We start from the raw sequence: 13,144 nt of genomic DNA, 5'->3' as shown, positions 1-13,144 counted from the left end.
CGATGGGCTTTTGTCGGCGATGCCGCGGAGTCTGGCAAGAGGTTCGCGAAAGCGTTCAAGACGGCCGCGCTGGGCCGCTGACAGCTTGGGCATATCTGCAACACGGTCGACAAACTGATCGAACGACGTCATCTGAAATTGTGGTTACCGCGTTGAAGGTTCACTAGGGACGCCGGACTTCGCCTTTGCCGCTCGACATAGACGATCTCAACCGACTGCTTTTCCAGACCGAACAGGCCCGAAGACTGCTCGTTAGCGACCGCCTGGCGCGCCATGGGATCATCTTCGGCCAATGGCTTGTGCTGGACGCCCTCTACAAGGAGGGCCTGTCGTCGATGACCGCCCTGGCGGGGATCATCGGCGCCGACCGCACGACTCTCACGCGTACGATCGACGGTCTGGTGGTCGCGGGCCATGTCGAGCGCCGCACCCCGGCCGAGGATCGCCGGCTGGTGGTGGTGGACCTGACGGAGGCCGGACGCGCGCTGGCCGAGGCGATCATCGCTGACCTGGCGCCGACCCACGCGGCCGCCTTCGCCGGCTTCTCGCGTCAGGACATGGACCTATTGTCCGTCCTTCTTGCGCGCTCGCTGGCGCAGGTAAAGCTGGCCGCCGCTGAAGGTCCAAGGCCCCAGGCGCTTCCCCGACTTGAGCGGAGCGGGAAGCGGGCCCGAGAGGCGAATACCCGGGCGCGCTTGCGACCCTAGCTCGATTTCGGCCAGCACGGCGCCGGCTTCGTCGAGGATCACCATCAGCCACGGACCGGGCTTTTCGAAGGCTTCGGGATAGTCGCGGATCAGGGCCGAGCCCAGCCGCGCGGCCTCGCGCCTGGCTTCGTCGAGATTGCGCAGCAGGACGCCTTCCGGATCGGGGAAGTGCTCGGGCGCTATCACCTCGAAGCGGAACCTGCGCATTGCCACCCTGTGGCGACGTTTTCGTCGACACTAGACAACGCGCGATCGCCAAGAAGGCGCCACAATTGGGCAAGGAAAAGTTGAATACCCGCCGAGCCGTCGCTCAGCGGGCGATGAGGCCTAGGCCGCGGGGCCGTCCTTGACGTGGCTGACTAGGTTGTCGCGCAGCTTCGAGACGGCCTTCTGCACCGCCGCGAACTCCTCCGGCGTCAGGCCCGAGGCCGCGACCAGGTTCTTCTGACCGCCCTTTTCGCGCAGGGCGCGGCCGGCGTCGGTCAGGCCGACCAGCACTTGGCGCTCGTCCTTGGGATCGCGGCGGCGGGTCAGATAGCCGTGCTCCTCCAGCTTTTTGAGGATCGGCGTCAGGGTGTTGGATTCCAGGAACAATTTCTCTCCCAGGCCGCCGACGGTCTGGTTGTCCTGCTCCCACAGGGCCACGATGATGATCCACTGGGTGTAGGTCAGGCCCAGCTCGTCCAGGATCGGGCGATAGGCGCGGCCATAGGCCAGGTTCGCCGAATAGACGGCAAAGCACAAGAAGTCAGCCAGGCGCGGTTGGTTCAAGACGTCGGGGGTGTCGGACGGCATGGCTGACCTTCATCGGAGCGTTGATCGTGGGTTATATATAGCGCGTCCGATTAAATCGGAAAGTGCTTGCTGATGAATTGGTCGCTATGTATATCGGGTCCGATTAAATCGTTTCCGTATTTCGTAAGGTCGATCATGTCCCCTTTGTCGAACCCCTCCCGCCGGGGCCTGCTGGCCGCCGGTCTGGCCGTCACCAGCGCCACCGCCCTGAGCGCGCCCGCACAGGCTCAGGCGCGCGGCCTTGGCCAGCCGCGCCACGTCGCCGCCGGCGATCTCGACGTCGCCTATTTCGAGGCCGGCCCGGCAAAGGGTGAGGTGGTGATCCTGCTGCACGGCTGGCCCTATGATGTGCACGCCTTCGAGGATGTCGTGCCGATCCTGGCCGCCGCCGGCTATCGCGTGATCACCCCGCACCTGCGCGGCTACGGCGAGACCCGCTTCCTCAAGCCCGACGCGGTCCGCAACGGCCAGCCGGCGGCCCTGGCCACCGACGTCGTCGATCTGATGGACGCGCTCAGCATCAAGACCGCGATCCTGGGCGGCTTCGATTGGGGCGCGCGGACCGCCGACATCGTCGCGGCGGTCTGGCCCGAGCGGGTGAGGGCGCTGGTCGCCGTCAGCGGCTACCTGATCGGCAGCCAGGCCGCCGGCGCCAAGCCGCTGCCGCCCGAGGCCGAGCTGCAATGGTGGTATCAGTTCTACTTCTCCACCGAGCGCGGCCGGCTGGGCTACGAGCAGAACCGCGACGCCTTCGCCAAGCTGATCTGGAAGCTGGCCTCGCCGAAGTGGAACTTCGACGACGCGACCTTCGCCCGCGCAGCGGCGTCGCTGCAGAACCCCGACCACGTGGCGATCACGGTCCACAACTACCGTTGGCGCCTGGGTCTGGCGCAGGGCGAGCCGCGCTTCGACGCGCTGGAGGCCAAGCTGGCCACCGCGCCGGTGATCACCGTTCCGACCATCACGATGGAAGGCGACGCCAACGGCGCGCCGCACCCGGACCCGGCCAACTACGCCAAGAAGTTCACCGGCAGGTACGCCCACCGCACCCTGACCGGCGGCATCGGCCACAACCTGCCGCAGGAAGCGCCCAAGGCCTTCGCCCAGGCGATCCTGGACGTCGTGAAGCTCTAGGGCTCGATTGTGCCACCGCGCGCAAGGCTGCCCGCCGGATGGCGGGTATTCGATCGCGCGGCGGCCTGGGCCACCTTCTCTCCATCGACGGCGAGGTCGCCGCCAACTGGAGAGAAGGTCCCATGAGCACGCACAAGAAAGTCGTCATCATCACCGGCGCCTCGCAAGGCATCGGCGCCGCCCTGGTCAAGGCCTATCGCGACGCCGACTACCGCGTCGTCGCCAATTCGCGGTCGATCAAGGCCAGCACGGACCCGGACGTCCTGAACATCGCCGGCGACGTCTCCGACCCGGCCGTGGCCGAGCGGATCGTGGCGGAAACGATCAAGGTGTTCGGCCGCGTCGACACCCTGATCAACAACGCCGGCATCTTCACCGCCAAGCCCTTCACCGAGTTCTCGGTCGAGGACTGGACGGCCAATATCAACACCAACCTGGCCGGCTTCTTCTTCGTCACTCAGCACGCCATCCGCCACATGGAGGCGCAGGGTTCGGGTCACGTGGTGCAGATCACCACCAGCCTGGTCGACCAGCCGATCAACGGCGTGCCGGCCGTCCTGGCCTCGATCACCAAGGGCGGGCTGAAGGCGGCCACCAAGGGTCTGGCGATCGAATATGCCGGTCGCGGCATCCGCGTGAACGCCGTGGCGCCGGGCGTGATCAAGACGCCGATGCACGGCCCTGAGACCCACGAGTTCCTGGCCGCCCTGCATCCGGTCGGCCGGATGGGCGAGATCCAGGATGTCGTCGACGCCGTCCTCTACCTGGAAAAGGCCCCGTTCGTGACCGGCTCGACCCTGTACGTCGACGGCGGCCAGGCCGCCGGCCACTGGTAAGGAGACCCGCCATGCCGATGGTGCACATCTACATCACCCGCGAAGGCACGGGCGAGGGCCGCACGGCGGCCACGGCTGAGGAAAAAGCCAAGCTGATCGCGGGTGTCAGCGACCTGCTGCTCGACACGCTGGGCAAGCCCAAGAGCGCCACCTTCGTCGCGATCCATGAGGTCGAGACGGACAACTGGGGCTGGGGCGGCCTGCCGGCCCTCGAATACCGCAAGACCCTTGAAGGTGGAGGGTTCTAGGAAAACCAGGGCGGGCCGTTCTACGGCTCGCCCTTTGTCATGTCCCGCGCCTCGCAGGCCAGCTCGTTGAAGGCCGTCTTCAGGCGCGGGGCGGCGAAGTCGAGGAAGGCGCGGACCTTCGGCACGGTGATGCGGAAGGGCTGGACCACCATGTGCACCGGCTGTGGACGCGGCTCGTGGTCGGCCAGCACCACCTGCAACCGGCCATCCCGGACCTCCTCGGCCACGTGGTACGAATAGAGCCGGGTGACGCCCAGGCCCTCGACCGCCGAGGCGGCCGCGGCGCGGACGGTGTTGACCACGATCCTCGGTGTAAAACTCACGACGCGGGCCGGCGGGAAGGTCCAGCTGTCGAGTCCGAAATTGCCCATGGCCACGATCTGGTGCCGAGAGAGGTCGCCAGGCTCGCGGATGGTCGGGTTCTCGGCCAGATAGCGCGGCGAGGCGACCACGATGCGCCGCACGTCGGCCCCGACCTTCACGGCGATCAGCGAGGAGTCCGGCAGGTCGGCGACCCGCAGGGCGATGTCGACGCCCTCGTCGATCAGGCTGACATGGCGGTCGACCAACTGCAGCCGCACCGACACGGTCGGGTGGGCCTTCAGGAAGGCGTCGACGATCGGCCGCAGCACTATCTCGCCGGCGATCGGCGGGCCCGAAAGGGTGAGGACGCCGCGCGGCGTGGCGCGTTCGCCGGCCGCGTGCAACTCGGCTTCCTCCAGGTCGGACAGGATGCGGCGGCAGGCGGCGGCGTAGCGTTCGCCGGCGGGGCTGAGCTTCATGCCGCGCGTGGTGCGGTACAGCAACTGGCCGCCGACGTGCTCCTCCAGGAAGGCGATCGCGCGGCTGACGGCGGCCGGGGAGCGACCCAGGACGCGGCTCGCGCCGGCGAGGCTGCCCTCGTCCAGCGCGACCACGAAGACCTTCATGGCGTCGAGGCGATCCAAGCGCGTTCCTTGGCGAAGTGTCAGCGACCTCTATGCGCCGCTTCGAGCTCGGCCGCCAAGGTGGCGATCAGTTCGCCGACGGGCAGGGCGCGGGCCAGCGGCGCGCCTTGCCCGGCCCACTGGGCGCCGAAGCCGCCTTCGCCCTTGGCCCGGGCGGCGGCCGCCAGGGCTTTGCCGGCGTCGTAGGCGATCGGGTAGTCGGGCAGGGCGACGCCCTTCAGTTCCGCGTCCTTCAAGGCCGTGAAGCGGTTGGGCAGCGACCGGGCCAACCGGCCGGAGAGTAGCGCCGTCATCTCGGTAGCCGCCGCGCCGGGGCCCAGCAGGGCGGCGCGGTGCCAGGCATCGGCGCTGGACTCTGGCGAGGCGATGAAGGCCGTGCCCATCTGGGCGGCTTGAGCGCCGAGATCGAGCGCGGCCGCGATGCCGGCGCCGTCCATGATCCCGCCAGCGGCGATGACCGGTATCGAGAGCTCGCGGACCAGCAGCCGCGTCAGGGCCATCGTGCCCAGCTGCGGATCGGGCGCGGCCGGATCGAACACGCCGCGATGGCCCCCGGCTTCCCAGCCCTGGGCGACGACGGCGTCGATGCCGGCGGCTTCGACCGCACGGCCTTCGCCCAGATTGGTGGCGCTGGCCAGCAGGATGATCCCCTCGGCCTTCAGCCGCTGGATGAACCGTTCGGGCGGCAGGCCGAAGTGGAAGCTGACCACGGCGGGCTTGGCCGCCAACAAGGTCTCCAGCATCGCTTCATCGACATTGAAGCTGGTGTAGATCTCGCTCAGCGCCGCCGGCGGTTTGGCGTCATAGGTGGCGAATACCGGGCGCAAAGCCTCTGTCCAGCCGCGCTCGCGCGCCGGATCGGCTTGGGCCGGCTGGTGGGTGAAGACGTTGACGTTGAACGGGCCGTCGGTCAGCGCCTTCAGCGCGGCGATCATCTCGCCGGCCTTGGCCGCGTCGACCGCGCCGACACTGATCGAGCCCAGCGCCCCCGCATTGGTGACGGCCGCCGCCAGAGCGGGCGTGGACGTACCCGCCATGGGGGCCTGGATAACCGGAAGTTGCACGCCGATCCGCTGCACGATGGTACTCATAGCGCACTGTCCTGTTAGCTGACCGCGCCAGTCATAGCGCCGATCGCGTCCCGACCGAACGCCCGTCCGCCGGCAGAGCGGATTGCGTCCGGCGCAATAGTCGCCAGGTCCATTTGCCCGGCATTCCCACGTCTTGCGCAACAGTGTCCGCCGCGCCGCGTCCCTAGGCGATCTCGAGGCCGGATCTATTTGTCCGGGCTATGGATAAGGAGCCGCACATGGTCCTCGCGAACAGACTGACCCGGCGTCTCGGGATCGAGCATCCGATCGTGCTGGCTCCGCTCGACCAGATCGGCGGCGGAGCCTTGGCCAGGGTGGTCAGCGAGGCCGGCGGCTTCGGCGTGCTCGGTGGCGGTTATGGCGACCGCGAATGGCTGGAGGCGGAATTCCCCAAGGCGGGTAACGCACCGATCGGCGTCGGCTTCATCACCTGGAGCCTGGCGAAGCAGCCGGAGCTGCTGGACCTCGCTTTGGCCCACAAGCCCAAGGCGGTGATGCTGTCATTCGGCGACCCGGCCCCGTTCGTGGACCAGATTCATGCGGCGGGCGCGATGCTGGTCGCCCAGGTCAACACGCTGGACCAGGCGAGGCATGTGCTCGACCTCGGCGTCGACATCGTGGTGGCGCAGGGGACCGAAGCTGGTGGCCACAGCGGCGCGGGGCAGGGAACGATGGCCTTCACGCCTCAGGTCGCCGACCTGATCTCGCGCGGCAGCTACGACGCCCTGTTGCTGGCGGCTGGCGGGATAGCCGACGGCCGGGGCCTGGTGGCCGCCCTGATGCTGGGCGCGGACGGAGCGATGATGGGCACGCGGTTCTCCGCCAGCCAGGAGGCCCTGACCCATCCCGCCGCCAAGGTGCGGCTGATCGCGGCGGGTGGCGACGAGACCGCCCGCACCAGCGTCTACGACGTCCTGCGCGAGCGCGATTGGCCTGCAGGCTACCGGGCGCGGTTCCTGCGCAACGACTTCCTCGATCGCTGGGAGGGTGATCCATTGGGGCTGAAGGCGGAGAAGGCCGCGCTACAGCCCGTCTACAAGGGCGCCGTCGCCGAGGCCGACTTCGACATCGCCAATATCGGCGCGGGCGAGTCCGTGGGGCTGATCCATGACCTGCCGCCGGCGGGCGATCTGGTCCGGAGGATCGCTGCCCAGGCCGCCGTGCTACTGGCCTAGTTCAGGTCCTCGAACACGGCTCGCAGGCGTGGCGCGGCGAATTCCACGAACGCGCGAACCTTCGGGACCGCCTGGCGGCCGTGCGGAGTCACCAGGTTGACGGGCAGGGGTGGCGGCTGGTCCTTTTCCAGGATGCGCCGCAAGGTCCCGGCCTTCAGCTGCGCCGCGACATGGTGCGAGGACAGCCGCGTGATCCCGCGTCCTTCGAGCGCCGAGGCCACGGCGGCTTGGGCGCTGTTGACCACCAGGCGTGGCTGGATCGCCACCGTGCGAGGCAGTGGGGTCCCGGGGAAGCTCCAGGAGTCGATGCCGAAGCGGGTCATGGCGACGATGCTGTGGCCGGTCAGGTCGGCAGGCTCGGCGATGGCCGGGCTGCGATCCAGATAGGCGGGCGCGGCGACCACGACGCGGTGGACCTCGCCGACCTTCTCCGCCGTCAGGGTCGCATCCTGAACGTGGGCGAAGCGCAGGGCGACGTCGTGGCCTTCCTCGATCAGGTTCACCGGCCGGTCGAACAGGTAGAGGCGGACGCTGACCTCCGGATAGGCGTCCATGAACGCCTCGATGACTGGCCGCAGATAGACTTCGCCGCCGAACACCGGGGCGGTGACCGACAGCACACCACGCGGGGCCGACTTCTCGTCGGCGACGATCAGGTCGGCTTCCTCCAGGTCGACCAGGGCCCGGCGGCAGGCGGCGGCGTAGCGCTCGCCAGCCTCGGACAGCTTGATGACCCGGGTCGTGCGGTGCAGCAGCGGCGCGCCGACATGGTTCTCCAGCAAGACGATGGCGCGGCTGACCGCCGCCGGCGAGCGCCCAAGCTTTCGGGCCGCGCCGACGAGGCTGCCCTCGTCCAGCGCCGTCACGAACACCTTCATGGCGTCGATGCGGTCCATGATCCTTCCGGGGTTCAAGAGAACGACGGCGGAAGCATAGCCATTCCGCCGTCCGGTGCGAGGTGTTCCTAGGCGCTCTGGCCTTGGACGGCCGCCTGAAGCGTCCCGGCGATAGCCGCCGAGATGGCGCCGATGACGCCGGCCGTCGCCAGGATCGCGAAGGTCCCGGCCGTCGGCATCAGACCCGAATAGAAGAAGCTGGTGATGCCCAGGAAGTAGGCCAGGGCGTTGTTGACCGGCGCCAGGGTCCGCAGGCTGAGGACGAGGATCACCACGCCCGACACCGCCAGCGGGGTGGCGGCAGCGCCGACCAGTGGCGTCAGGGCGTTGATGGCCAGGGCCGTGCCGATGCCGAACACCACGCCCAGCACGAAGGCCGTGATGTTGGCCAGGCCCTCGCGCGGCGTCCCCGAGCCCAGGCTGTAGCCGACCCACCCCAGGAACATGGCCGAGGCCGGCAGCATCACCGCGAGGGTGCCGAAGGTCGAGACGCCGGCGACGATGGCCACGACCAGGGTCATGGCGTGGAAGCGCAGCGGACCTGGCGTCGTGTTGACGGGCGTGGCGAAGATCTTGTCGATGAGGTTCATGGCGTGGCTCGCTTTGTAATCGGTATCGATTAAATCGGTACCGAGTCATATAGCCGTCAGGCCGTGCACGTCAATTGCATCGGATGCGCTTTATCTTAGGCCGCGGGTCGGCGCGCCTGCTGGCGGGGCGAGAGATAGACCTTCCGGCCGTCCGGATCGGTCCGCATGTCCAGCAAGGCGGCGATCATGGCCAGGGATTCGGCGGGGCGGTCCAGCTTGAAGCGGCCGCTAACCTTCAGCTCGCCCAGCGACGGATCGTGCAGGGCCACGCTCTGGGCCGTGTAGCGGTTCAGGCGGGCGATCACGTATTTCAGCGGTAGGGCGTCGGCGTCCAGCCAGTCCGAGCGCCAGGCCTGGTAGCTGTCGGCGCCCAGGCGGCCCTGGACCGGCGCGCGGTCGGCGACCAGCATCAGCCACTCGCCCTTGCCCAGGCGGCGCTCGGCCCCGTCGCGGTTGACGCGGACCACGCCGTCGAAGACGCGGACCTGGACGGCGTCGCTGACCCGCTCGACCTCGAAGGTGGTGCCGACGGCGGTGACCTGGGTGTCGCCGGCTTGCACGCGGAAGGGGCGGGCCTTGTCCTTGGCCACCTCGAACATCGCATCGCCCTTGTTCAGGGCCACGTCGCGGGCGCCGCGGCTGTAGCGCACCGAGACGCCGGTGTCGGCGGCCAGGGTGATGACGGACTTGTCGCTGAGCTGGTGCTCGGCGCGCGCGCCCACGGGCGTCGCCAGGTCGAACGGCTTCTCGGCCAGGTACGGACGCACCAACACGGCGGCGGACAAGCCCGCGACCATGGCGACGCCAGCGGCGATCAGGCCCACGCGCAGCTGGCGCTTGCCGGCCGGGATGGCGCGGACGTGCTCGGCGGCTTCCAGCAAGGCGACGTCGCGCTGGGTGTCGCGCATCAGGGCGAAGGCGGCGGCGCGACCGGGGGCGCCGGCCAGCCAGGCTTCCAGGTCCGCACGCTCGTCGGCGGTCAGCTCGGCAACGCGATCGGCCCAGTCGGCGGCGATCTCCAGGTCCTCGTCGGACGGCAGGCGCCAGTTGTCGTTAGCGCGCATGGCGGCCATTTCCTTCTCGCGCGGCGTTGACCGCCGCGTCCTGCATCGCGCCGGCCAATTCGGTCATGGCCCGCACGAGGTGTTTCTTGACGGCCTCCACATTGATCCGAAGATCGTCGGCGATGGCTTGTCTGGACTGGCCGTCGATATGACGGCGGATGAAGATGTCGCGGCGCAGGGGCGAGAGACGCTTCAGCGCCTTCTCGAACACCGCGGCCCGTTGTTTGTGCTCCAGGACCGCGTCGGGCAAGGGCATGTCGCAGCCGAAGTCCTCGTCGCCGATCGGCTCCTCGCGCCGGTCGCGGCGGGCCTGGGCGAAGATCAGCGAGTCCGCCACCCGGTAGGCATAGGCCAGCGGCTGGGTGATCTCCTGTTTCCGCGCCTGGCGCAGCACCGTCAGCAAGGTCTCCTGCAGGATGTCCTCGGCCCGCGCGGGGTCCTTGGATCGGCGCACGATATAGGCCGCGAGCTTGCGCTCGTGGGGCCGCAGCTCCGCGAGGACGTCCTTCATGGCGCTTCCAGTCGGCATGGTCGTGCACGCGTCCATGGTGGGTAGAGGCGCGAACCGCGCGAACGGGGACAGGAAATCTATGTTTTTGGCCATCGTGCGTCAGAACTCGTAGGTGACGCCGAGGGTGAAGGTGCGCCCGCTGACGGTGCGGGCGGTCAGGCGCTTCTCGGTGATGTCGTTGTACTGGGTGATCGCGGCGTTGGTCAGGTTGACGCCTTCCACGACGACCCGAAGACCCCAGGCCGTGTTGTAGTGGGCGGCGAAGTCGATGTTGTTGCTGGGCTTGTAGCCCGAGCCGACGGAGCCCTGGCCGCCGGGACCGTCTAGATAGCCGGCGCGATAGGCCGACGAGACCCGCGCGCCCCAGCGGGAGGTCTCGTAATAGAGCGTGGCGTTCGAGGTCCATTTCGACAGTTGGAAGAGGTCCAGCATGACCGAAGTGTCGTCGATCAGTACGTTGGAGCGGCCCGAGGCGCGGGTGACGTTGCCGACGAAGCCCAGCTTGTCGAACGGGGCGGGCAGGAAGTCGAAGTCCCGCTGCATGGCCAGCTCGACCCCGCGGATCGAGGCGCCGTTTCCGTTCACTGGCCGCACGAAGCTGTAGATCGTATTGGGGCCGTTGCCCGGCGACAGGAACTCCAGCGGATAGCCCGTCGAGCCGTAGGTCACCGAATTGGTCGCCGTGGTGATGAACGAGTCCATCCGCTTGTAGAACAGGCTGAGCGCGAAATAGCCGGTGCGGCCCTGATAGACCTCCAGCGCGCCCTCGACGGCGTCGGCCAGGAACGGGCGCAGGTTCGGATTGCCGGCCGAGATGGTGCCGCCGAACGGCGCGGAGTTGACGTTGCCGGCCGCGCGCAGATCCGAAAGGCTGGGCCGGCTGATGTTGCGGTTGGCCGAGACGCGCGCCACCACCTTGGGCGACAGGTCGACCGCCAGGTTCGCGGCGGGCAGCACGCCGTCATAGGTGCTGTGGATCGTGGCCGGCTCCAGCTTGGTCCCGGTATTGACCATGCCCGCCGAGGTCAGGTCGGTGGCGTACCAGCGCAGGCCCAGGTCCCCGCGCCAGGTCCGCTCGCCGACCAGCCCGTTGGCCCGCGCCATCAGATAGGCGGCCCAGGTCTTCTCGGTGATCGAGTAGTCGGTGCCGGGCTGGTCGTCGGCGGCGCTGAGGTCGCGCGGCACACCCAGGCGGGCGAAGGTGGCGTCGATGTCGCCGACCACATAAGGCCGCAGCGAGGTCTCGAAGATCAGCTGCTTGACCGCCACCGGGTTGGAGCCGCCGGTCGGATAATCGGTGCGGCCGCGCCGCGAATAGCCGTTGTTGCGGAACGCCTTGTACTGGGCGCCGCCCTCTATGATCAGCGCCGGGGCGGCCTGGTAGTCGAAGTCGAGCCGGCCGGTGGTGAACTCGTTGACGACCTGATCCTCGCGGGTGTCTGCCCGCATCAGGTTCCATTGGGTAGGATCGGCTGGATCGAATCCGTAGGTGTTGCCGGCCGCCGCGTCGCCGTCCCGCAGGTCGTAGCTGAAGGCCTTGTTGCTGGCCTGCAGGAAGATCTTGTCGAAGACAGGCCCCTCGAAGTCGGATTTCGAATAGCCGGTCATGGCCCGCAGGCGCAGGCGGTCGGAGGCCTGCCACTCGGCATTGACCGCGCCCTGCAGGAAGACCGTGGTGTCTTCCGAACGCTTGTGCTCGCTGCGCAGGTCGACCCCGCCGGAATAGTCGGCATAGACGAGGGTGCTGCCCCGCACCTCGGCGGCCCGCAGTCGCTGGGTTCCCTTGACGTCGCCGGTCAGCGGGTTGTCGCCGGCCGACGCCAGCGAGAACTCGTCGCGATCGTTGGACAGGCGACCATAGAGCAGGTCGGCGCCTAGCTTCAGGCGGGTTCCGGGCTCGTATTGCAGGGCCAGGGTGACGCCCAGCCGCGTGCGGTGATCGAACCAGGTCGAATAGCTCTCGGCGATCGGTGCGACGACGCGGTTGGCGCCCGTGGCGTTGATCAGCCGGTCGGCCAGCTTGGGATCGACGCCCGGCCCAACATTGGCGACGCCGAAATTGACCGGCGTCCAGCCCCAGTTGCGATAGCCGTACTCGTTGGCGTCGTTCTCGCTATAGGCCACCGAGACCAGGGCCCCGAAGTCGCCCTTGCGATGCGAGGCCAGGGCGGCGAAGCGCGGGCTGACCGCGCCCGTGGCGCTGTTGGTCAGGGCCTTGGCCGAGAAGGCCAGCTTGTCGTCGCCATAGTCGAACGGCTTGGCCGTGCGCAGCTCGACCGTGCCGCCGATGCCGCCCTCGTCCTGGTCGACGGCGTAGGACTTCCAGACCGTGACCTTGTTGAAGAGCTCGCTGGCGAAGATCGAATAGTCGAAGGCCCGGGTGCGGCTGACCGAGCCGCGATTGTCCATGCCCGAGGCGGTCGAGGCCGAGACCTCCATGCCGTTAAGCTGGGCGCGGGTGAAGTCGGGACCGAGGCCCCGCAGGGCGATCTGCCGGCCTTCGCCGGTGTCGCGTGAGATGGTCATGCCGGGCACCCGCTGCAGGGACTCGGCCAGATTGAGATCGGGGAAGGCGGCGATGTCCTCGGCCAGGATGACCTCCTGGCTCCCGGCGACGTGACGCTTCAGGTCGCGGGCGTGCAGCATGGTCTCGCGAAAGCCGGTGACCACGACCTGATCAACCTCGGTCGGGACGTCGGGCGGAGGCGCGACATGGGGCGTCGCCACGGGCGGCGGGGGCGGGGCGGCCGCGGCCTCGCGCAGGACATAGCCGCCGCCGGCCGCCACCACCCGCAGGTTCTGGCCATCGATCAGCCGGTTCAGCGCCTCGTGCGGCGTCAGCAGGCCGCGCACGCCCCGGCTGGTGCGATGGCGGATGTCGGCCAGGGTCATGACCGGCACGTCGGCCTGGTGCGAGAAGATGTTGAGGACTTGGGAGAGGTCGCCGCCCTGGATCTCGAAGCGTCGCGGCGCCTCGGCCCGCGCCGGAGCGATGGCTGCTGTCGCCGAGAGGCCGGCGACCAGGCTCAGCATGGAGCCAGATCGCGACAGCCAGGCGCGCCGTACCGCCATCAGGGTCCTCACAGCGGCGACCGGCAAAGCTTCCGGCGCCTGGGCGAACCCCTACAAACGGCGCATGTCAGTAATTTG

The 13,144-nt window shown here is 68.6% G+C and carries 13 protein-coding genes and 1 pseudogene; 5 read left to right on the top strand and 9 right to left on the bottom strand.

Annotation, left to right across the window (positions count from 1 at the left end; translation table 11 throughout):
* Positions 1 to 299 precede the first annotated feature (299 nt).
* A pseudogene (locus tag AC07NI_RS07010) lies at positions 300 to 440 on the top strand (MarR family transcriptional regulator); the annotation flags it as partial.
* Positions 441 to 563: 123 nt separating this feature from the next.
* Here AC07NI_RS07010 and AC07NI_RS07005 read toward each other — a convergent pair.
* Both AC07NI_RS07005 and AC07NI_RS07000 read right to left on the bottom strand, forming a co-directional pair.
* Positions 564 to 914, bottom strand: coding sequence for a DUF6894 family protein (locus tag AC07NI_RS07005; RefSeq protein WP_494617169.1), 351 nt, complete (start codon positions 912 to 914; stop codon positions 564 to 566).
* Between the two features lie 120 nt (positions 915 to 1,034).
* Complete coding sequence (locus tag AC07NI_RS07000) at positions 1,035 to 1,502, bottom strand: MarR family winged helix-turn-helix transcriptional regulator (RefSeq protein WP_494617167.1); 468 nt, start codon at positions 1,500 to 1,502, stop codon at positions 1,035 to 1,037.
* A gap of 135 nt (positions 1,503 to 1,637) precedes the next feature.
* Here AC07NI_RS07000 and AC07NI_RS06995 point away from each other — a divergent pair, with 135 nt between their 5' ends.
* The 3 genes from AC07NI_RS06995 to AC07NI_RS06985 all read left to right on the top strand — a co-directional run bounded on the left by AC07NI_RS06995 (position 1,638) and on the right by AC07NI_RS06985 (position 3,720).
* Positions 1,638 to 2,636, top strand: coding sequence for an alpha/beta fold hydrolase (locus tag AC07NI_RS06995; RefSeq protein WP_494617165.1), 999 nt, complete (start codon positions 1,638 to 1,640; stop codon positions 2,634 to 2,636).
* Positions 2,637 to 2,758: 122 nt separating this feature from the next.
* Entirely contained in the window at positions 2,759 to 3,472 is a 714-nt protein-coding gene (locus tag AC07NI_RS06990; RefSeq protein WP_494617163.1) for an SDR family NAD(P)-dependent oxidoreductase, read from the top strand.
* Between the two features lie 11 nt (positions 3,473 to 3,483).
* A complete protein-coding gene (locus tag AC07NI_RS06985) occupies positions 3,484 to 3,720 on the top strand; it encodes a tautomerase family protein (RefSeq protein WP_494617161.1) in 237 nt (78 codons plus the stop codon).
* A gap of 20 nt (positions 3,721 to 3,740) precedes the next feature.
* Here the strand turns inward: AC07NI_RS06985 and AC07NI_RS06980 are convergent, their stop codons facing one another.
* Positions 3,741 to 4,667 (bottom strand): LysR family transcriptional regulator, encoded by a 927-nt coding sequence (locus AC07NI_RS06980; protein WP_494617159.1) that lies wholly within the window; start codon positions 4,665 to 4,667, stop codon positions 3,741 to 3,743.
* Between the two features lie 20 nt (positions 4,668 to 4,687).
* Positions 4,688 to 5,758, bottom strand: coding sequence for an NAD(P)H-dependent flavin oxidoreductase (locus AC07NI_RS06975; RefSeq protein WP_494617154.1), 1,071 nt, complete (start codon positions 5,756 to 5,758; stop codon positions 4,688 to 4,690).
* Positions 5,759 to 5,976: 218 nt separating this feature from the next.
* Between AC07NI_RS06975 and AC07NI_RS06970 the strand changes: the two genes are divergently transcribed.
* Positions 5,977 to 6,933, top strand: a complete 957-nt coding sequence (locus tag AC07NI_RS06970) for an NAD(P)H-dependent flavin oxidoreductase (RefSeq protein ID WP_494617152.1) — start codon at positions 5,977 to 5,979, stop codon at positions 6,931 to 6,933.
* Here the strand turns inward: AC07NI_RS06970 and AC07NI_RS06965 are convergent.
* The 5 genes from AC07NI_RS06965 to AC07NI_RS06945 form a co-directional block, all read right to left on the bottom strand.
* On the bottom strand, positions 6,930 to 7,829 hold the full coding sequence (locus tag AC07NI_RS06965) for a LysR family transcriptional regulator (RefSeq protein ID WP_494617150.1): 900 nt from the start codon (positions 7,827 to 7,829) through the stop codon (positions 6,930 to 6,932). The genes AC07NI_RS06970 and AC07NI_RS06965 overlap by 4 nt on opposite strands.
* 68 nt (positions 7,830 to 7,897) lie before the next feature.
* The gene (locus AC07NI_RS06960) at positions 7,898 to 8,419 is read right to left on the bottom strand and encodes a DUF1097 domain-containing protein (RefSeq protein WP_494617147.1); all 522 of its coding nucleotides are present in this window, start codon (positions 8,417 to 8,419) and stop codon (positions 7,898 to 7,900) included.
* A 95-nt stretch (positions 8,420 to 8,514) separates the two neighbouring features.
* Positions 8,515 to 9,492, bottom strand: a complete 978-nt coding sequence (locus AC07NI_RS06955; protein WP_494617143.1) for a FecR family protein — start codon at positions 9,490 to 9,492, stop codon at positions 8,515 to 8,517.
* Positions 9,473 to 9,994 carry an RNA polymerase sigma factor gene (locus AC07NI_RS06950; RefSeq protein WP_494617138.1) on the bottom strand — a complete coding sequence of 174 codons (522 nt, stop codon included), beginning with the start codon at positions 9,992 to 9,994 and terminating at the stop codon, positions 9,473 to 9,475. Before AC07NI_RS06950 ends, AC07NI_RS06955 begins: the two co-directional genes overlap by 20 nt.
* Before the next feature lie 99 nt (positions 9,995 to 10,093).
* Positions 10,094 to 13,066, bottom strand: coding sequence for a TonB-dependent receptor (locus tag AC07NI_RS06945; protein ID WP_494617134.1), 2,973 nt, complete (start codon positions 13,064 to 13,066; stop codon positions 10,094 to 10,096).
* Positions 13,067 to 13,144 lie beyond the last annotated feature (78 nt).

The organism is Caulobacter sp. GW821-FHT10E02 (assembly GCF_059415225.1).
This window is presented reverse-complemented; position numbering and strand designations above follow the sequence as displayed.